At 70.2% G+C, this 18,810-nt stretch carries 15 protein-coding genes and 1 riboswitch; of the genes, 5 read left to right on the top strand and 10 right to left on the bottom strand.

Annotated elements, in window-relative coordinates; translation table 11 throughout:
* Positions 1–20: 20 nt before the first annotated feature.
* From AB0M08_RS30580 to ribA, 3 genes are read right to left on the bottom strand one after another with little or no spacing between them, the layout of a single operon-like run.
* A complete protein-coding gene (locus tag AB0M08_RS30580; protein ID WP_364500620.1) occupies positions 21–482 on the bottom strand; it encodes a MarR family transcriptional regulator in 462 nt (153 codons plus the stop codon).
* Positions 479–946: a dCMP deaminase gene (locus AB0M08_RS30575; protein ID WP_364500618.1), complete on the bottom strand. Its 468-nt coding sequence runs from the start codon at positions 944–946 to the stop codon at positions 479–481. Before AB0M08_RS30575 ends, AB0M08_RS30580 begins: the two co-directional genes overlap by 4 nt.
* Positions 943–1,599 carry a GTP cyclohydrolase II gene (gene ribA, locus AB0M08_RS30570; RefSeq protein WP_364500615.1) on the bottom strand — a complete coding sequence of 219 codons (657 nt, stop codon included), beginning with the start codon at positions 1,597–1,599 and terminating at the stop codon, positions 943–945. Before ribA ends, AB0M08_RS30575 begins: the two co-directional genes overlap by 4 nt.
* Before the next feature lie 292 nt (positions 1,600–1,891).
* Between ribA and AB0M08_RS30565 the strand changes: the two genes are divergently transcribed.
* Positions 1,892–2,581 (top strand): hypothetical protein, encoded by a 690-nt coding sequence (locus tag AB0M08_RS30565; RefSeq protein ID WP_364500612.1) that lies wholly within the window; start codon positions 1,892–1,894, stop codon positions 2,579–2,581.
* A 74-nt stretch (positions 2,582–2,655) separates the two neighbouring features.
* Here the strand turns inward: AB0M08_RS30565 and AB0M08_RS30560 are convergent, their stop codons facing one another.
* Entirely contained in the window at positions 2,656–4,806 is a 2,151-nt protein-coding gene (locus AB0M08_RS30560; RefSeq protein WP_364500609.1) for an MMPL family transporter, read from the bottom strand.
* A gap of 298 nt (positions 4,807–5,104) precedes the next feature.
* Here AB0M08_RS30560 and AB0M08_RS30555 point away from each other — a divergent pair, with 298 nt between their 5' ends.
* Positions 5,105–10,255 carry an ExeM/NucH family extracellular endonuclease gene (locus tag AB0M08_RS30555; RefSeq protein WP_364500606.1) on the top strand — a complete coding sequence of 1,717 codons (5,151 nt, stop codon included), beginning with the start codon at positions 5,105–5,107 and terminating at the stop codon, positions 10,253–10,255.
* Between the two features lie 66 nt (positions 10,256–10,321).
* Here the strand turns inward: AB0M08_RS30555 and AB0M08_RS30550 are convergent, their stop codons facing one another.
* Positions 10,322–11,191 (bottom strand): LysR family transcriptional regulator, encoded by an 870-nt coding sequence (locus tag AB0M08_RS30550; protein ID WP_364500604.1) that lies wholly within the window; start codon positions 11,189–11,191, stop codon positions 10,322–10,324.
* 70 nt (positions 11,192–11,261) lie between these two features.
* Here AB0M08_RS30550 and AB0M08_RS30545 point away from each other — a divergent pair, with 70 nt between their 5' ends.
* The gene (locus tag AB0M08_RS30545; RefSeq protein ID WP_364500601.1) at positions 11,262–11,618 is read left to right on the top strand and encodes a nuclear transport factor 2 family protein; all 357 of its coding nucleotides are present in this window, start codon (positions 11,262–11,264) and stop codon (positions 11,616–11,618) included.
* A 119-nt stretch (positions 11,619–11,737) separates the two neighbouring features.
* Here the strand turns inward: AB0M08_RS30545 and AB0M08_RS30540 are convergent, their stop codons facing one another.
* Entirely contained in the window at positions 11,738–12,328 is a 591-nt protein-coding gene (locus AB0M08_RS30540) for a transglycosylase family protein (protein WP_364500598.1), read from the bottom strand.
* 2 nt (positions 12,329–12,330) lie between these two features.
* Positions 12,331–12,509, bottom strand: a riboswitch (cyclic di-AMP (ydaO/yuaA leader).
* 198 nt (positions 12,510–12,707) lie between these two features.
* On the opposite strand from AB0M08_RS30540, the gene AB0M08_RS30535 reads away from it, so the two are divergent.
* A complete protein-coding gene (locus AB0M08_RS30535) occupies positions 12,708–13,946 on the top strand; it encodes a saccharopine dehydrogenase NADP-binding domain-containing protein (protein WP_364500596.1) in 1,239 nt (412 codons plus the stop codon).
* Between the two features lie 48 nt (positions 13,947–13,994).
* Here the strand turns inward: AB0M08_RS30535 and AB0M08_RS30530 are convergent, their stop codons facing one another.
* Complete coding sequence (locus AB0M08_RS30530) at positions 13,995–14,573, bottom strand: class I SAM-dependent methyltransferase (protein WP_364500593.1); 579 nt, start codon at positions 14,571–14,573, stop codon at positions 13,995–13,997.
* A gap of 141 nt (positions 14,574–14,714) precedes the next feature.
* Between AB0M08_RS30530 and AB0M08_RS30525 the strand changes: the two genes are divergently transcribed.
* A complete protein-coding gene (locus tag AB0M08_RS30525; RefSeq protein ID WP_364500590.1) occupies positions 14,715–15,323 on the top strand; it encodes a GNAT family N-acetyltransferase in 609 nt (202 codons plus the stop codon).
* 313 nt (positions 15,324–15,636) lie between these two features.
* On the opposite strand, the gene AB0M08_RS30520 is transcribed toward AB0M08_RS30525, so the two are convergent.
* The 3 genes from AB0M08_RS30520 to AB0M08_RS30510 all read right to left on the bottom strand — a co-directional run bounded on the left by AB0M08_RS30520 (position 15,637) and on the right by AB0M08_RS30510 (position 18,760).
* Positions 15,637–15,933 carry a DUF3040 domain-containing protein gene (locus AB0M08_RS30520; protein ID WP_364500588.1) on the bottom strand — a complete coding sequence of 99 codons (297 nt, stop codon included), beginning with the start codon at positions 15,931–15,933 and terminating at the stop codon, positions 15,637–15,639.
* Positions 15,934–16,265: 332 nt separating this feature from the next.
* On the bottom strand, positions 16,266–17,489 hold the full coding sequence (locus tag AB0M08_RS30515; protein ID WP_364500585.1) for a glycosyltransferase: 1,224 nt from the start codon (positions 17,487–17,489) through the stop codon (positions 16,266–16,268).
* Positions 17,490–17,698: 209 nt separating this feature from the next.
* Positions 17,699–18,760: a S1 family peptidase gene (locus tag AB0M08_RS30510; protein ID WP_364500583.1), complete on the bottom strand. Its 1,062-nt coding sequence runs from the start codon at positions 18,758–18,760 to the stop codon at positions 17,699–17,701.
* Positions 18,761–18,810: the final 50 nt, after the last annotated feature.

Genomic DNA, 18,810 nt, shown 5'->3' with positions numbered 1-18,810 from the left:
CGAGGTGGTGGGCAGGTCGGCTAGGCGAGCGCGGGGAGTATCTTGCCGATTATCGTGCGGAGCTGATCGATCTCGGCGTCGGAGAGGTTGTCGAAGATCAGTCGGCGGACCTCGGCGACGTGGCCGGGCGCGGCCGTCGCCAGGGCGGTCATGCCGATGTCGGTGAGCGAGGCGATCTGGCCGCGCTTGTCGAAGGCGCAGGCCTGCCGGTTCACCCAGCCGCGCTGTTCCAGGCTGGCGACGGCGTGCGACAGCCGGCTGGTGGTGGTGCCGACCAGGCGGGCCAGATCGGTCATCCGCATGGCCCGCTCCGGTGCGGCGCTCAGCGTCGCGAGGATCTGGTAGTACGCGTGCGGGATGCCCGCCTCGTCGCGCAGCTGACGATCGAGTGCGCTGGGCATCAGCATGAGCATCTGGGTGACGTTCAGCCAGGCGGCCATCTCGGGGTCGGTGAGCCAGCGCGGCTCGGTCATCTGGGTCATGTCGTCTGCATCCCCAGAACGTGGGCGTTGATGGCGCGGACGGCCTCGCCGAGGTCGGCGATCTCGAGCACCTCGATGCCGTCGGCGAGCAGCGTCTCGACGCCGTGGCAGTCGGCGAAGAGCGACGGCTCGCGCAGGGCCAGGACCACGCGGCGGATCCCGGAGGCCCGGATCAGCTCGGTGCACGAGGTGGGCCGGGACTTGCGGGTGGTGCACGGCTCCAGCGAGGTGTAGACGGTGGCCCCGCTCAGGTCCAGCCCGCGGCCGGCCAGTTTGGCGAGCGCGGCCTCCTCGGCGTGGTAGTGCGGGTCGGTCTCCCCGGTGAACCCGGTGGCCATCGGGTTGCCGGACGGGCCGACCACCACCGCGCCGACGGCGTAGTGGCTCGGCGACGGCGGGGAGAGCCGGGACAGGTCGATGGCGGACCGGGTCCAGAAGCGGTCGGCCTCGGTGAAGGTTGTCATGCGGCACCGGTCAGGTCGATGGTGTGTGCGGTGTGGTCGCGCTTGGCTGCAAGGTACCGGGCGTTGGCGTCCGAGAGGTGTACGCCGGTCCGGATCTGATCAGTCACCTGGACACCCAGATCACTGAGTTGCGATGCTTTGTCGGGATTATTGCTGAGCAGGCGGATGCGGTCCGCGCCGAGAGCGAGCAGCATTTGAGCAGCTGCCGTGTAGTCCCGCTCGTCCTCGCCGTGGCCGAGCGCCAGGTTCGCCTCGTAGGTGTCCAGGCCGGTGTCCTGCAGCGCGTACGCGTCCAGCTTGGCGTAGAGGCCGATCCCGCGGCCCTCCTGGCGCAGGTAGAGCAGAACGCCGCCGGCCTCGGTGATCCGCTCGGCGGCCTCGCGCAGCTGCGGACCGCAGTCGCAGCGCTGGCTGCCGAAGACGTCGCCGGTGAGGCACTCGCTGTGCGGGCGGACCAGCGGGTTCTCCGCGTTCTCCCAGTCGCCGAGGCCGAGCGCCAGGTGCTCGCGCCCGTCGGCCAGGCCGATGAAGGTGAACACCTCGGCGGTGGTGCGGTAGCCGTCCGGGAACTCCAGCGGCACCGTCACCCGGGTACGGATCCGTGCCGCCGGAGGGCTTATCCGAGCCTCCGTCGCGCCGATCGTCACCGTCATCGCAGCCCCCATGGTTGTTGAAGTTTCACCAACACTATTCGCCGGTTGCTCTTGAAACTTCAACAAGCAGGGCAGTGTCTTATCTCACCTGGGAAAAGCCTGGTCAGCTCACGCAGCGGGCGTACCCCTCGGCGATGTCACGGTAGTCGGTGTAGCCGTCGTCGTCGTTCAGCGCCCAGCGCGCCGAGGAGTCCGGAAAGAGGGCGGGGCGCTGAACCGGGGGCGGGGAGCGGGCGTAGAGCGGGAGCCGGCCATGGCGGTGCCGGCAGTGACTCGATCCGGGGAGCTCTCCATGTCACAGCAGATGCCCGAGGTGGGCGGCCCGCCGTCCTACACCGCTGACGCCACGATGCCGGTCGCCTCGGCGGCCCATACGCGGCGGGCGCTCGCCGTCCTGGTGGCCGACGATCTCACCAGGCTCAAGAACTCCGGGAGCCGGATTCCGGAGATCGCGCCCGCTCTCGCGGCCGCCAAGGCGGTCACCAGGGAGTCCGGGCGGGAGATGCGGGCGCAGGCGGCCGGGGAGTCGCCGGGGCTGGTGTCCCGGCTCGGTCAGCGGCTCTCCTCGACGAGCATCAGCCCGGCGGAGGCCGACAGGCAGCTCGGCGCCCTGCCGCGGGAGACGGTGGCGGTGCAGGCGCGGGACATCCTGCGGGACCCGAATCTCGGCAAGCTGTGGCAGGACGGGAAGCTCACCCAGGTCAACCGGCATATCGGGGAGCCGGCGCCGCGGTACACCGGGCCGTCGAACGAGATGCTGGTGAGCCAGGGGCGCGATCCGTACTCCAGCGTCATGGCGCAGGGGCTCCTGGAGCCGTGGGAGGCCGCCGAGATGATGCGGGAACGGGCGCAGCGCAACCCCGCGACGGCGGGGGCACAGGTCACCAGCGTCAACGCGCCGCGCAACGGGCGGCGCGGGGTGGCCCGTGACCAGCCGTCGAACCCGGCGCCACCGGCGCGGGGGCATCAGCCGGGACTCTGACCCGGCGATGGCCGTACCGGAGAAAGGAGCGTGGGCAGGTCGCGAAGACCTGCCCACGCGGGGTGTCGACGGTGTCAGGCGGCGGGCTGGAGCTCGTGTGGGCCGGGCTCGCGCGCGGCCAGCTGCTTCGTGAGCTGCTCGCCCTCGACGTCGACGTTCGGGAGCAGGCGGTCGAGCCAGCGGGGGAGCCACCAGGCCGAGCGGCCGAGCAGGGCCAGGACCGCAGGGACGATGGTCATCCGGACCAGGAAGGCGTCGACGGCGACGCCGAAGGCCAGGGCGAAGCCGAGCGACTTGATGATGCTGTCGTCGGCCAGGATGAAGCCGGAGAAGACGCCGATCATGATGAGGGCGGCGGCGGTGACCACCCGGGCGCCGTGCTTCATGCCGCTGATCACCGCGTCGTTCGGAGCGGCTCCGTGCACGAACTCCTCGCGGGTCCGGGTGACCAGGAAGACCTCGTAGTCCATGGCCAGGCCGAAGAGGATGCCGATCAGGAAGATCGGCAGGATGCTGACGATCGGGCCGGTGGCGTTCAGGCCGAGCAGGCTGCCGAGGTGGCCCTCCTGGAAGACGAAGGTGAGCGCGCCGAACGAGGCGCCCACGCTGAGCAGGAAGCCCACGGTCGCCTTCAGCGGCACCAGGATGCTCCGGAACACCAGCATGAGCAGGACGAACGCCAGACCCACCACGATCGCCAGGTACGGGATGAGCGCGGCGGTCAGCTTGGCCGAGACGTCGATGTTGACGGCCGTGGTGCCGGTGACCGCGAGGTCCAGGTCCAGGTCGCGGATCGACTGGACCAGGTTCTTGGTGGCGTCGCTGGTCGGCGCGCTCTTCGGGATGACGGTGAGCATGGCGGTGTCGCCGGCCTGGTTGAAGACGGGCGAGGAGACCAGCACGACGTCGTCGAGCGCGGTGATCGCCGTCTGCGCCCCGGGTGCGACGGTGGCGGCGTCGTTCTCCACCACCACGATCAGCGGGCCGTTGAAGCCGGCGCCGAAGCCCTCGGCGAGCAGGTCGTACGCCTTGCGCTGGGTGGAGTCGACCGCGGCGGTGCTGTCGTCCGGCAGGGCCAGGCGCAGGTTCAGGGCGGGCAGCGCGACCACGGCGATCACGCCGAGCGAGACGATCAGCGCGATCCAGCGGTGCTTCAGCACGTTGCGGGCCCAGCGCTCGCCGAACGGCACCCGGCTGGCCCGGTCGGTGTCGACGTACCCGGCGGCGCGCTGCTTCTTCGGCAGTACCCGGCGGCCGGCGAAGCCGAGGATCGCGGGGACCAGGCTGAGCGTGACGACCACGGCGCCGGCGACGGTGCCCGCGGCGGCCAGGCCCATCGCGGTGAGGAACGGGATGCCGGTGACGCTGAGCGCGGCGAGGGCGATCACCACGGTCAGGCCGGCGAAGACCACCGCTGATCCGGCGGTGCCGACCGCGCGACCGGCGGCCTCCTCGCCCTCGCGGCCCTCCTGGAGCTCGTGGCGGTATCGGGAGACGACGAAGAGCGCGTAGTCGATGCCGACCGCGAGGCCGAGCATGGTGGCGAGCGCGGAGGTGGAGGAGGAGAGGTCGAAGAAGCCGGTGGCGATCTGGATGCCGGCCATCCCGAGGCCGACCCCGATCAGCGCGGTGAGCAGCGGCAGCCCGGCGGCGACCAGCGCCCCGAAGGTGACCAGCAGGACCACCGCGGCGATCACCACGCCGATGCCCTCGGTGGCGCCCGCCTCGGAGGCGGCCTGGGTCACCTCGCCGGAGTACTCGACCTCGACGCCGGCGCTCTCCGCGGTGTCCCCGGCCGCGTAGAGCGCGTCCTTGGCGGCGTCGGTCACGTCGGCCGCGGCGACCGAGTAGGTGACGGTGGCGTACGCGGTCTGCCCGTCCTCGGAGACCGTCTGCGCGGTGTACGGGTCGGCCACCGAGGCGACCTGCGGGGCCTTCGCCAGTGCGGCGACCGCGCTCTGCACCGCGGTCTTCGGCAGGGTGCCGTCCTCGCTGTGGAAGACGACCTTGGCGGAGGCGGCGTCCTCGCTGGTGCCGAACTTCTCCGCGATCACCTCCAGGGCACGGGAGGACTCCGTACCGGGGATGGAGAAGGCGCTGCTGGTCGGTCCGCTGAGGGTGGCCGCGCCGATGCCGAACAGGGTCAAGATCACCAGCCACGCGGAGAGCGTGAGCCAGCGCCGCCGGTACGAGAACCGGCCGAATCGGTAGAGAAGGGTTGCCACGGGGTGTCCATCGGCAGCTCTCCGGGGGACCTGAACCGGGCCCGTTCCCGTGCTCGACGAGTCGTGATCGTTGCGTCGTTACGGTTCCGTGTCATTACACGCTGTATAGACAGCCGACAGGTGACTCTCCGTGCTGTGTGGCCAGCCGAACAGAAGTGAACAAAGTCAGCGGTCGTAAAGGGGGGATTCGCCCTTGTCTTTAGATGGGTGAACCCCTATCCGTTACCTGGACGAGAAATAGATGTCATCGAACCTCCCTACGATCCGCCGGATCAACCCCATCGGAGGACCAATTTCGATGCGTCCATATTCACGCAGCGTTAGCTCTGCGGCGAGGGCGAACCAGCTACGAGCGATCGGTGCCGCCGCCCTGGCGACCGTCATCGGGCTGAGTTTCACTGCCTCGGCGTACGCGGCAACGGACACGCCGTTCATCAGCGAGATCCACTACGACAACGTCGGTACCGACAGCGGCGAGGCCATCGAGATCGAGGCCCCCGTCGGGTTCGACCTCTCCGGCTGGCAGATCGTCCTCTACAACGGGGACAGCTCCAGCGGGGCCACCTACGGCACCACGACGCTCAGCGGCCAGGTTCCGGACGCCGGTGTCGTCGTCCAGACCTACGCCAGCAACGGCATCCAGAACGGCTCCACCACGCAGACCGGCTCCCCGGACGGTGTGGCGCTCGTCAAGCCGGACGGCACGGTTGCCGAATTCCTCAGCTACGAGGGCACCTTCACCGCGACGAACGGCCCGGCGGTCGGCCTGACCAGCACCGACATCGGGGTCGCGGAGACCTCCGCCACCCCGGTCGGCTACTCGCTGCAGAAGGTCGACGGCGTCTGGAAGGGCGAGGCCACCAGCACCTTCGGCACGCTGAACTCCGCCACCACCACGCCGACCGAGCCGGAGGAGCCCACCACGGGCTGCACCACCACGGTCACCAACACCATCGCCGAGGTGCAGGGCACCGGGACCGCCTCGACGCTGACCGGCAGCACGGTCACCGTCGAGGGCATCGTCACGGCCGACCACACCACCGGCGGCTTCAACGGCTTCTACGTCCAGACCGCGGGCAGCGGCGGCGACAGCCACGCGGTGGCCGAGGGCGTCGCGTCCGACGCGATCTTCGTGTACGGCAGCGCCGCGAACCTGCCCACCGTCGCGATCGGCGACCAGGTGCGGGTCACCGGCGTGGTGAGTGAGTACAACGGCCTCACCGAGCTGACCGTCGGCGCCAAGACCGCGACCGAGATCTGTGCCACCGGCCAGACCGTGCCGACCGCGACGCCGCTGGCCCTCCCGGCCACCGACGCGGCCCGCGAGTCGGTCGAGGGCATGCTGGTCGCGCCGACCGGCACCTACACCGTCTCGGACCCGTACTACCTGACCACGTACGGCGAGGTGGTCCTCAACGCCGGCAGCTCGGTCGCGAAGGTGCCGACCGACCTGTACAAGGCGGGCAGCACCGAGGCGCTGGCGCTCAAGGCCGCCAACCGGGCGAGCCGGATCCTGCTGGACGACGCCCGGACCACCAACCTGTCCGGCACCGACCCGCAGACCGCGCCGCCGTACATCACCAAGGACGCCCCGATCCGGGCCGGTGACACGGTCAAGTCCTTCGGGTCGCTCGTGCTGGACTACTCGTACGGCGACTGGCTTCTCGAGCCGACCACGCCGATCAGCGCGGACACCAACGAGGCGAACCGCACCTCCTTCACCGCCTCGAACCCGCGGACCAGCGCCCCGGCCGAGGTCGGCGGGGACATCAAGGTCGCCAGCTTCAACGTGCTGAACTACTTCGTCCACTTCGGTGGCGACGCCCGCGGCGCGGACGACGCGGCCGGGCTGGCGAAGCAGCAGGCGAAGATCGTCGCGGCGATCACCGCCCTGGACGCCGACGTGATCTCGCTGATGGAGATCGAGAACTCGGTCAAGTTCGACACCGCCAACCCGCAGCTCGCCCTCCAGACCCTGGTCGGCGCGCTGAACGAGGTCGACGGCGCCGGCACCTGGGACTACGTCCGGTCGCCCGCGGAGCTCCCGTCGGCCGCCGAGCAGGACGTGATCACCAGCGCGATCATCTACAAGCCGGCCAAGGCCACCCCGGTCGGCGCGTCCCGGTCGATCAACGACGAGACCGTCTGGTCGAACGCTCGTGAGCCGATCGCGCAGACCTTCCACGCCGGCTCGATCGACTTCACCGTGGTCGCGAACCACCTGAAGTCGAAGAGCACCTCGGTCACCCCGACCGGCGACAACGTGGACGCCGGCGACGGGCAGGGCGCCTACACCGGCGACCGCAAGCGGCAGGCGCAGTCCCTGGTGGACTTCGTCGAGGACGTCAAGGCGGACAGCGGCACCGACAACGTGATCCTGCTGGGTGACTTCAACTCCTACACCCAGGAGGACCCGATGCAGGTCCTCTACGGCGCGGGCTACACCGACGTGCACACCACCAAGACGAACGGCAAGTCGTCGTACGTCTACGGCGGCGAGTCGGGCTCCCTCGACCACGCGCTCACCTCGGAGTCGCTGACCGACCGGGTCACCGGCGTCGACATCTGGAACATCAACTCGGTCGAGTCGTACGCCTACGAGTACGACGGGTACGCGCCGTTCTACAGCGCCGACCCGTACCGGGCCAGTGACCACGACCCGGTCGTCGTCGGCCTCGACACCGACCCGATCGACCTGCAGCTGCTGAGCATCAACGACTTCCACGGCCGCCTCGAGCAGCCGGCCACCAACACCGGTGGTGCCGCCTGGCTGGTCGGCCTGGTCGACAAGCTGCGGGCGGCGAACCCGTACACCCTGTGGAGCTCGGACGGCGACAACGTCGGCGCCTCGACCTTCATCTCCTCGATCGACTCGGACAACCCGACGATCGACGCCCTGAACGCGGGCGGCCTGGACGTCTCGGCGGTCGGTAACCACGAGTTCGACAAGGGCATCGACGACCTCACCGGTCACCTCGAGGAGCGGGCGGACTTCGACTACCTGGGCGCCAACGTCTACAAGGACGGCGTGCGGGCGTTGCAGCCCTACGCGATCAAGGAGGTCGCGGGCATCCGCGTCGGCTACGTCGGCGTGGTGACCCAGGAGACCAGCGCGATGGTCAGTCCGGCCGGCATCGTGGGCGTGGAGTTCCGCGACCCGGTGGCCGAGGCGAACGCGCTGGCCACCCAGCTCACCGACGGCGACGAGTCGAACGGCGAGGCGGACGTTCTGGTGCTGCTGGCCCACGAGGGTGCGGCGACCGAGAACATCACCTCCGCCGAGGCGCTGCAGGCCGACCCGGTCTTCGGTCCCTTCACCCGGGTGAGCGCCGAGTACGAGGCCATCCTCTCCGGTCACACCCACCAGCCGTACGCCTTCGAGATCCCGGTTCCCGGCAGCACCACCGGTAAGACCCGGCCGGTGCTCCAGGCCGAGGACTACGGCCTGAAGCTGGGTCGCGCGGTCCTCACCATCGACCCGGCGACCAAGGAGGTCACCGCGTCGACGGCCGAGCTGATCGACGTCAACACCACCACCTCGACGGCGCCGGACGCGACCGTCGCCGCCATCGTGACCGCGGCCAAGGCGAACTCGGCCGTGCTCGGCGCGGAGCAGCTCGGCACGATCACCACGGACATCAAGCGGGCCTACAGCGCCACCGGCACCGAGGACCGTGGCTCCGAGTCGGTGATGGGCAACTTCATCGCCGACGTGCAGCTCGACCAGACCAGCGACGCCGGTCGTGGTGGGGCGCAGATCGCGCTGATGAACCCGGGCGGCCTCCGTGCCGACCTGCTCACCGGCGACGACGGCGTGGTCACCTACTCCGAGGCGTATGCGGTGCAGCCGTTCGCCAACGACGTGGTCACCCAGACGCTCACCGGCGCTCAGCTCAAGGAGGTGCTGGAGCAGCAGTGGCAGCCGGCCACCGCGTCCCGGCCGATCCTGCACCTGGGCTCGTCGAAGGGCTTCACCTACGCGTACGACGAGAGCCAGGCGGCGGGCTCGCGGATCATCGCCTCGTCGATGAAGCTGAACGGGGTCACCATCGACCCGGCCGGCTCCTACCGCGTGACCAGCAACTCGTTCCTCGCCGCGGGTGGCGACAACTTCACCACCCTGGCCCTGGGCACGAACCGCGTCACCACCGGTGACAACGACCTGACCATGCTGGTGAACTACTTCGCCAAGTACACGCCGATCACCGCGGACACCGGCGACCGGGCGGTCCCCGGCGTGCTGGACATCACCGCGCCGACCGGTTCGTACACGGTGGACACCACGGCCGAGACCGGCGCGGCGGTGACGCTGACCCAGTCGGCGCTCTCCGACGACGTCAGCGACGCCTCGGCGATCTCGCAGGTGGTCAACTGGGGCGACGGCTCGGCCGCCGAGACCCTCGCCGCCGGCAGCACCTCGGTGACGCACGCGTACACCGTGGCCGGCACCTACACCGTCCAGGTGACCGTCACCGACGAGGCCGGCAACGCCGTCACCGTCGGCGCCGGTTCCGTGGTGGTCAGCGACCCGGTCACCCCGACCAACCCGGACACCACCTCGCCGACCGCGGCGTACAAGGTCAACGCCACCACCCTCTGGCCCGGCCAGTCGGTGACGCTGACCGAGACCGCGCTGAGCGACGACGTCAGCGCCGCTGACAAGCTCACCCGCGTGATCAGCTGGGGCGACGGCTCGACCGAGACCCTGGCCGCCGGCAAGACCACGGCGACCCACAAGTTCGCCACGGCGGGCAGCTACTCGATCAAGGTGACGGTCACCGACGAGGCCGGCAACGCGGCCGACGTCATCGCCGCCACCGTCGCGGTCAAGGCGCAGACCGGCGCCTACACCCTGAGCACGAAGTCGATCTGGACCGGTCAGAGCGTCACGCTCAAGGTCGGCAGCGTCACCAACGCCACCTCGGTGAAGATCAGCTGGGGTGACGGCGCCACCACCACGGCGTCGCCGAACATCGCGGTGTCGCACAAGTACACCAAGGCCGGCACGTTCAAGGTCACGGTGACTCCGGTCAACGCGCTCGGTTCCGGTACGGCCGTGACGGTCGGCTCGGTCAAGGTCACCAAGGACACCTACAAGCCGTCGATCAGCCTGAAGGCCCCGCACTACCCGGCCAAGGTGTCGTCCTGGAAGACGATCACCGGCAAGGTCAGTGACAAGGGTCTGGGCGTCGACAGCGTCAAGGTGAAGCTGGTCGAGCAGCGCTCCGGCAAGTGGTACTACTACAGCCACGGCAAGTGGACCAAGGCTTCCTCGAAGTCGAAGGCCCTCGCCAAGGCGGAGACGCTGACCGCGAAGGTGAGCGGCGGCTCCTGGTCGGTGAAGGTCTCCGGCCTCAAGAAGGGCACGCTGCGCGTCGGCTACTGGGCCAAGGACAAGGCGGGCAACAGCTCGGCGACCAAGGTCTACACGCAGAAGCTGACCAAGTAACAGCATCTTCTCCGGATGCCCCCGTCACGTCAGTGGCGGGGGCATCCGTCCATCCGAAGGCCGCCGCTATCCGAAGGCCGCCGCGCAGTGTCGCAGGAAGGCGGCGCGGGCCGGGCTGGGGCGGTCCTGCCAGACCAGGGCGAGCAGCGCCGGGATCGGCACGTCGTCGATCGGCACGGCGACCAGATCGGGGTGCGCGGCGGCCATCGACTCGCTCAGCACCGCGACGCCGAGTCCGCGCCGCGCGAGCCCGGCGACCGTCTCCGGGGAGGTCGCCACCAGGGCGACCGAGGTCGCCAGACCCGCTGCCACGCGCGCTTGATCGAGCACGTCACGGATGCCGGTCCCCTGCGGGAGAGCGATTATCCCGTACGTCGAGAGCCGCCCGAGGGAGATCCGGGTCAGCCCGGCGAACTCGCCGTCGGCGGGAGCGAGCGCGACCAGGCGTTCACTCGCGATCACCCGCGTGGCCAGGTGCTCCGGCAGTCCCGGGAGCCCGGCCAGGGCGATGTCCAGCGCGCCGGTGCGCACCTGGGCGACGAGCTGGTCGGAGTTCGCCTCGACCAGCTCGACCTCGATGCCGGGGTGATCGCGGTGGAAGGCGGCGAGCGCGTCGAAGAGCGGCGCGATCTCGCAGCCGGTCACCATGCCGAGCGTCAACCGGCCACGGACCAGTCCGCGCACGTCGTCGATCGCCTCACGCAGCCCCTCGACCGCGTCCAGGGCCTCGCGGGCGTGCCGGAGCGCCGCCGAGCCGGCCTCGGTCAGCCGGGCGGTCCGGGTGCCACGGTCGAACAGCTCCGTGCCCAGCTCCTGCTCCAGGGCCTTGACCTGGGCGCTCACCCCGGACTGGGTGATGTGCACGCGCTCCGCGGCCCGGGTGAAGTTCCCCGTCTCGGCCACCGCGACGAAGTACTCCAGCTGCCGCAGATCCATGAGTGGGGATTGTAGGTGCTAGAAGAACCATCTGTTGGACTTGTGGTGGGGTGACGGGCAGGGTGGAGGCATGACCGAAGTCGCCAACAAGCCCGAAGACCTGACCCGCCTCTTCGTCGAGCGGGCCAACGCCAAGGACGCGGCCGGCATCGCCGCGCTCTACGAGGAGGACGCGGTGATGGCCTGGCCGCCCGGCTCGCAGACGGTGGGCCGCACCGCCATCGAGAAGCTCTGGGCCGGGATCCTGCCCGAGTCGCCCCGGTTCGAGCCGGAGCCGCCGCTGCCGACACTGATCAGCGGCGACCTGGCTCTCACCTCCACGCCGCCGAGAGACGGCGCGGGCGCCCGGGCTCAGGTGGCACGACGCCAGCCGGACGGCACCTGGCTGCGGGTGCTCGACCAGCCGGAGTTCCGCCGGACCACCTAGGAGGATCCCTGCGCGGTTCCAGGCGGCTCGGTTCCAGACGGCTCGGTTCCAGGCGGCTCGGTTCGAGGCGGCTCGGTTCGAGACGGCTCGGTTCGAGACGGCCTGCCGCGCGAGGCGTGTCAGATGGCGAGGCGCTGGCCCGGGTAGAGCTTGTTCGGGCTGCTCAGCCGGGCGCGATTGGCCTGGTAGATGTGCTTCCAGCCGCCCGCGACGTGATACCTGTGGGCGATTCCGCTCAGCGTGTCACCGGGCCGCACCACGTAGGTGTGTCCGGTGGCTTTGCGGGTCCTGGTGACGTTGGAGACCAGGCGCATCCGCACGTTCGCCCGCTTGTGCACCGAGGCCGTCCGGTACGCGCGGGTCATGCCCCGCCTTCCGCAGGTGGGCCATGCTCCGATGCCCTGGCCGCGCAGAACCTTTTCGGCGACGGCGACCTGTTCGCCCTTGGAAGCTTGGTTGGCGGTGGACGCGTATTTCGTACCGCCGTAGGAGCGCCAGGTGCTGCGGCTGAACTGGAGACCGCCGTAATACCCGTTGCCGGTGTTGATGCGCCAATTCCCGCCGGATTCGCACTGGGCGACGGCGTCCCAGTTGACGTCGGCCGCGTCGGCCTGGGCGGGCGTGCTGGCGCCGAGCAGGGCCACGGAGCCGGCGATTCCGCACACGGCGGCGCCGAGGACGCGACGGGCCCTCTTTTGGATCTGAACCATGAAATTGTTCTCCTCAACGCCTACGAGGTGAGCTGTCGGGTTCGGGCAGAGGTGCCCGGCCGTCGCGAGACGGCTTCACCCCGAGGCGCGCGCGGCGGCGCGCCGAGGAACTGTGGGTCCCCCGCTCCATGCCTGTGGGTTGTCGTCCGTGACCGAGGCATGGACTCGGCGTTCCGGTCACGGAGTCCGCGGCTGTGCGGACTACTGGTCGGTGGCGTGGCGTCCGTATTCCGGGCACCAGGCCGCTGGCTGTTACCCCAAATTAATTGGTTTGACCTTCCTTTGTGCGGATAAGTCACCATGTTGTCCAGCACCACCTGAAAGAGGAAGCCCGCATTCTGTATCCAGCTAGTGCAGTGGCAGTGCACAATCTCCGACCATGAGCGATCGTGAGCGCGACTTCGACGTGGTCATCTTCGGGGCCACCGGCTTCGTCGGTGTGCTGGTGGCGGGGCATCTCGCCGAGCATGCCCCGGAGGGGACCAGGATCGCGCTGGCCGGTCGCTCACCGGCGAAACTGGAGGCGGCCAGGGCGTCGCTCGGCGTCGACTGGCCGGTGCTCGTGGCCGACGCCGCCGACGTGGAGGCGCTGGCCGCACTGGCCGCCCGTGCGCGTGTCGTGGTCAGCACCGTGGGGCCGTACGCGAAGTTCGGCCTTCCGCTGGTGAACGCCTGTGCCGCGGCGGGCACCGACTACGTTGACCTCACCGGCGAGGTGCTCTTCGCCCGGGACAGCATCGACGCGAACCACGAGCTGGCGAAGAGCACCGGCGCGCGGATCGTGCACTCCTGCGGATTCGACTCGATCCCGTCCGATCTGGGCGTTCACGTGCTGCACCAGCTCGCCGAGCGGGACGGCGCGGGTGAGCTCACCGACACCACGCTCGTGGTCACCAAGATGCGCGGCGGGTTCAGCGGCGGCACCATCGACTCGATGCGCAACCAGGTCGACGTGATGAAGCGTGACCCGAAACTGCGGCGGGTGGCGGGGAGTCCGTATTCGCTCAGTCCCGATCGCAAGGCGGAGCCGGACTTCGGGCGGCAGAACGACATGGAGACGTTCCCCGCCGAGCAGGTCGATCCCCGGCTGCGCGGGCACCTCGCGCCGTTCGTGATGGCGTCCTACAACACCCGGGTGGTGCGGCGCAGCAACGCGTTGCGGGATTGGGCGTACGGGAAACGGTTCCGCTACCGCGAGGCGATGAGCGTGGGCACCTCGCCGCTCTCGCCGGTGATCGCGACCCTCACCAAGGCGGGCATGATGGGGGTCTTCCTCGGGCTGGCGGTGCCGCCGGTGCGGTTCGTGCTCGACCGGGTGCTGCCCGCGCCCGGTACCGGTCCGGACGAGCAGAGCCGCCGCAACGGTCACTTCACCATGGACATCTTCACCACCACCACGTCCGGGGCGCGCTACACGGCCCGGGTCAGGGCCAAGGGCGACCCGGGGTACGCGGCGACGGCGGTGATGCTTGGCGAGTCGGCGCTGGCACTCGCGCTGGACCGGGAGGCGCTGCCGGAGCACGGCGGCGGGGTGCTGACCCCGGCGACCGGGATCGGGGACGCGCTGGTCACCCGGCTGCGGGCGGCCGGCGTGGAGATCGGCGCCCGCAAGCTCTGAGCTCAAGCTTCCGCGCTGCGATCGGCTTTCTTACTGCGATCGGCTTTCTCACTGCGGGCGGCGGGCGATCAGCTCGAAGGTGTGCCAGTGCTTGGGGCCGCTGAACGCCGGGCCGGGGGCGTCCACCTCGTGCCAGTGCTCGATGGTGAGGCCGTCGGCGAGGGCGCGTGCCTCGTCGGCGGTGAGGTAGGTGCCGGTGGGGTCGCCGGCCCACGAGTCGTGCACGCCGAAGACGTCGACGGCCACCCGGCCACCCGGGCGCAGCGCCGAGCGGATCACCGTCCACAGGCGATCGAAGCTCTCCCTGGTCTGGTAGGGGAGGGCGTAACCGGCGTAGACCAGATCGGCGGGCGGCAGCCCGTCCAACTCCTCGAACCCGGCCGCGAGTACCGTGAGCAGGTCGTTCGCCGGGATGTCGAGGGCCGGGCCGCGATCCACGGCGAGCACCCGCCAGCCGGCCCGGAGCAGCGCCTCGGTCTCCCGGCCCGCGCCGCAGCCCAGGTCGACGGCGGTCCGGCCGGCACCGGGACCGGTCAGCGTCAGGGCCCTGCGGCAGAGGTCGCGCACCGGGCGGTCCCGCTGCCGGGCGTTGTACGTCTCCCAGTGCCCGTCATCATGTCGTGTCACCGCACCGATTCTGCCGCGCCGTCCGGATGACCGGCGGGAAGCGAAAGCGGTAATCCGACGGATGGACCGTCCGGAATCCCTTACCCCTTTCATATCGATCGCTACTGGCATCGAACGGGTCCATACGGGCAGGATTTCAAGGTGGCCGCCGACGCTCTGCCCTATCCGCTGAGGTTGCAGGGATCCGGCATCGTCCTGCGCGAATGGCAGCCGGACGACCTGGAGGATCTCGTGACGATGCTGGACGAGCCGGCGATCGCGCGCTGGACACCGATGCCGTCGCCGTTCGACATCGAGGCGGGCCTGGCGTACCTGAAACGCGCACAGACCGGCCGGCTCAGCGGACGCCGGATCCAGCTCGCCATCACCGTCGACGGCGGCGAACCGCTCGGCGAGATGCTGCTCTTCGGGGTGACCGGCGATCGGCGCGAGGCGGAGCTGGGCTACCTGGTCGGCGCGCGGCACCGGCGGCGGGGCCTGGCGACGGCCGCGCTCACCCTGCTCTCCGGGTATGCGTGCGGCACGCTCGGCCTCGGCCGCCTGCTGCTCCGGATCGACCCGTGCAACACCGCCAGCACGTCGGTGGCGCGCCGCTGTGGTTACCGCCTGACCGGCGAGCCCCCGATCGCGCAGGCGGGACCGTACGGCCCGACCAGCCTGGACACCTGGGAGTACGTGGAGGGTCTCCCCGGCCCCCGCCGCCAGCGCCTGCGCAACGTGGCCGCCCGCCGCTACGGCCGCCGCCCCTGAACCACCCCCACCCTGAACCACCCCCACCCTGCCCGCCCACCCTGCCCGCCCACCCTGCCCCGCGCCGCCCGCCCCGCCCTGCCCGCCCTGCGCCGCCCGCCGGGTTCTGGCTGGCGCTGAAGGGTGTGTCCGGACGCCCGAGACGCCTCTGGGCGCCAGCCGACCTCCGGCGCCCGCAAGGTCACCACCGTCACCGGTGTGTCCGGATGCCCGAGACGCCTCTCGGCGCCGGCCCTACGAGGACTGGGGCGGGGAATGGGACGGGCCCGCGCCGTTGGAGGACGGCACGGGCCCGCGGGCGGAGGAGGTTGTCTCAGAAGGGGCGGATCTCCGCACCGGAGTGGTGGCGCCGGAGGCGGTAGGCGGCGGCGCCCAGGGTGAAGGCGGACCAGAGGGCGGCGATCGTCGCCGGGATCCACCAGCCGAGCGCGATGAGTACCGCGGCGCCGACCGCGATGACGGTTGCGACCAGGAACAACGCTAACGGGGGGCGCCGGCGGGTCGGCACGCTGAAGTTGCCGCCGCCCATCCGGGCGCAGAAGTCGGGGTCGTCGCGGAGTAGCTGGCGCTCCAACTGTGCGAGCCGCCTGCTGTCCTCTTTGTTCAGCATCGTGCACCTCCCGGTCCGCCGCGCCGGTACGCATCGATCGAGAGTCGGCTATCCCGATCACCGCCCATTGTTACCTCTGAGTTGCTTTCGTGATACGTCTGCGTGTGCCGAATTTTCCCGACCTTCCGGATGGGACTACCCCTACGAGGGACGGGATGGGTGCATTGGGCGGGATGCCGGGAAAGGCATTCACTAGCCGGTACAACGGCTTTGCTGTGTTTCGATGACGGCCGAAGCACGAAGATCACGGATGGGTCCCGGTCAGATGGTGCAAAAAGGCGGCGCCCGGGCTGACGGGCGCCGCCTCCGGCCCGGGGGCCGTCGATGAGAACTCAGGGTCGTGCGGCGCGGAACACCCAGATCCGCAGCATCAGGAAGCGGACCGCGGTCGCCAGCAGGTTGGCCAGGACCAGCACCACCAGCTCGACGAAGCGGGACGGCTCGGTCGCCGACGAGTGGAGCAGGGCGAGCGATCCGCTGGTCAGGCCCAGGCCGACGGCGAAGACGATCAGGCCCTGGAGCTGGTGGAGGAGTGCGCCCTCGGAACCGCGTACGCCGAAGGTGACCCGCCGGTTGACCGCGGTGTTGGCCACCGCGGTGACCAGGAGGGCGATGAGGTTGGCCGCCTGCGGGCCGAAACCGCCGCGGAGCAGGGCGAAGAGCAGCAGGTACGCGAGCGTGCTGGCCACGCCCACCCCGGCGAAGCGGATCAGCTGCCCGGTCAGCCCGCTGGGCACCCCGTCCACCGGCAGCGGGTTGCGCCCCAGCTGAGCCCGGAGCGCGCTCACCGGGAGCTTTCCGTTGCTCAGGCCCCGGGTGATCCGGACGATGCCCTTGAGGTCCTCCATCGCGGTCGAGACGATGTCCACCCGGCTGTCCGGGTCGTCCACCCAGTCCACCGGTACCTCGTGGATCCGTAGGCCGGACCGTTCGGCGAGGACCAGCATCTCGGTGTCGAAGAACCAGCCGGTGTCCTCGACCATCGGCAGCAGGCGGCGGGCCACGTCCGCCCGGATCGCCTTGAACCCGCACTGCGCGTCGGAGAAGCGGGCCGCCATCGTGGTCCGCAGGATCAGGTTGTAGCTGCGCGAGATGAACTCCCGCTTGGCGCCCCGGACCACCCGCGAGCCGCGGGCCAGGCGTGAGCCGATCGCCAGGTCCGAGTGCCCGGAGATGAGCGGCGCCACCAACGGCAGCAGCGCACCCAGGTCGGTGGAGAGGTCCACGTCCATGTAGGACAGGACGGCCGCGTTGGAGTGGGTCCAGACGTACTTCAGAGCCCGCCCCCGGCCCTTCTCGGCCAGGTGCACCGCCTCGACCTCGTTGAACGTCGCCTTGAGACGCTGAGCCACCAGCGCGGTCCCGTCGATGCTCGCGTTGTCCGCGATGGTGATCCGGAACCGGTACGGGAAGTTCGCCGCGAGGTACGCGTGCAGCCGCCGCACGCACGGTTCGAGGTCGATCTCCTCGTTGTAGACCGGGATGACCACGTCGAGCACCGGGGCAGTGACGCGGTTCTGGTCGGCGTCCAGCGAAGGCTGCGTCGAAAGGCTCATGCCGATAAAGCTCCGCCGCCGGGCTTTGCCGGGTTTATGGCCCCACTGTGTGGGCGCTGAGAGTCTGTCTGCCGGTTTTGATGGAGTTTATCGGCATGTTACGTGCAGTTTGCTTAAGGGCGCGGAGCGCCGAGGAGACGTCGCGCGGCGTCACCGGAGACCGATGACGCCGCGACGTACCGAAGGGGAGGGGTGGAGGAGAGGGAGGGTCAGGGCAGGGTCAGGCCGAACAGGTCGGCGACCTCGTCGACCGGCTGGAAGTAGGTGATGCCGCCGCTGTCGCAGTCGCCGCTACCGCCGGAGGTGATACCGAGGGCGATGCTGCCGGAGTAGAGCGAGCCGCCGCTGTCGCCGGACTCGGCGCAGACGTCCGTCTTGATCAGGCCGCGGACGATGCCGTCACCGGCGTAGTAGACCCGGGCGTCGAGCGCGGTCACCGAGCCGGTGTGCACGCCGGTGGTGCTGCCGCTGCGGCTGACCGACTCGCCGACGTACGCGGAGCCGATCGAGGAGATGGTCTGGCTCCCGCTGTACGTGTAGACGCTGCTCGGGTGGGCCACGCTGGAGTTGGTGTACTGGACGACGCCGTAGTCGTCGCCGGGGAAGCTGTAGTCGTAGTTCGTGCCCAGCAGGGTGGTCTTCGCCGAGTTGCTGTACCAGGTGGTGGCGACGTCGGCGCAGTGGCCGGCGGTGATGAAGTAGTAGGTGCTGCCGCTCTTCACGTTGAAGCCGAGCGAGCAGCGGTACGAGCCGCCGTAGATCGCCTCGCCGCCCGCGATGAGCGGGGAGACGGTGCCGTCCACCTGCTCCAGGCGGGCCGCGCCCCGGGTCGCGGCGACCGCGGCGCGCAGGGCGGCGAGCTTGGCGCCGGTGACGGTGCTGTCCACGGTCACCACCACCTGGTTGGCGACCGTGTCGGTGGCCCACGAGGTGCCGGGCGCGGCGGCGGCCTCGACGGTGTCCATGGCGGCGTCCAGGTCCGCGCCGCTGTTCCTGACCAGCTTCGCGACGGCGCCGATGGCGCGCACCTTGGCCGCGGCGGCGGCGGTGGTCACGGTGACCACCATGCTGCCGGTGGCGCTGTCGTAGTAGGCGCCGGCGGTCGCGCCGGTGCCGAGCTTCTCGCTGAGCGCGGTCGCGCGGGTGGCGGCGGCGTCCGCGGCCGCGCCGGGCGTGGCCTGGGCGGGGCTCGCCAGGAAGGCGCCGAGCAGGACCGCCGGGGCGATGAGGGTGATCATCCGACGACGGCCGGAGAGAGGGGTGGTTCGCACGCGAGTTCTCCTTGGATGAGGCCAATCAATCCATGGAAGTCTATATTGAT

This window comes from Actinoplanes sp. NPDC051851 (assembly GCF_040681165.1).
Classification (GTDB): Bacteria; Actinomycetota; Actinomycetes; order Mycobacteriales; family Micromonosporaceae; genus Actinoplanes.
This window is presented reverse-complemented; position numbering and strand designations above follow the sequence as displayed.

What these genes read in the sequence shown, in the direction of transcription:
- AB0M08_RS30580 (WP_364500620.1), bottom strand. Translation starts at nt 482, where the DNA reads ATGACCCAGATGACCGAGCCGCGCTGGCTCACCGACCCCGAGATGGCC.
- AB0M08_RS30575 (WP_364500618.1), bottom strand. Translation starts at nt 946, where the DNA reads ATGACAACCTTCACCGAGGCCGACCGCTTCTGGACCCGGTCCGCCATC.
- ribA (WP_364500615.1), bottom strand. Translation starts at nt 1,599, where the DNA reads ATGACGGTGACGATCGGCGCGACGGAGGCTCGGATAAGCCCTCCGGCG.
- AB0M08_RS30565 (WP_364500612.1), top strand. Translation starts at nt 1,892, where the DNA reads ATGTCACAGCAGATGCCCGAGGTGGGCGGCCCGCCGTCCTACACCGCT.
- AB0M08_RS30555 (WP_364500606.1), top strand. Translation starts at nt 5,105, where the DNA reads ATGCGTCCATATTCACGCAGCGTTAGCTCTGCGGCGAGGGCGAACCAG.
- AB0M08_RS30550 (WP_364500604.1), bottom strand. Translation starts at nt 11,191, where the DNA reads ATGGATCTGCGGCAGCTGGAGTACTTCGTCGCGGTGGCCGAGACGGGG.
- AB0M08_RS30545 (WP_364500601.1), top strand. Translation starts at nt 11,262, where the DNA reads ATGACCGAAGTCGCCAACAAGCCCGAAGACCTGACCCGCCTCTTCGTC.
- AB0M08_RS30540 (WP_364500598.1), bottom strand. Translation starts at nt 12,328, where the DNA reads ATGGTTCAGATCCAAAAGAGGGCCCGTCGCGTCCTCGGCGCCGCCGTG.
- AB0M08_RS30535 (WP_364500596.1), top strand. Translation starts at nt 12,708, where the DNA reads ATGAGCGATCGTGAGCGCGACTTCGACGTGGTCATCTTCGGGGCCACC.
- AB0M08_RS30520 (WP_364500588.1), bottom strand. Translation starts at nt 15,933, where the DNA reads ATGCTGAACAAAGAGGACAGCAGGCGGCTCGCACAGTTGGAGCGCCAG.
- AB0M08_RS30515 (WP_364500585.1), bottom strand. Translation starts at nt 17,489, where the DNA reads ATGAGCCTTTCGACGCAGCCTTCGCTGGACGCCGACCAGAACCGCGTC.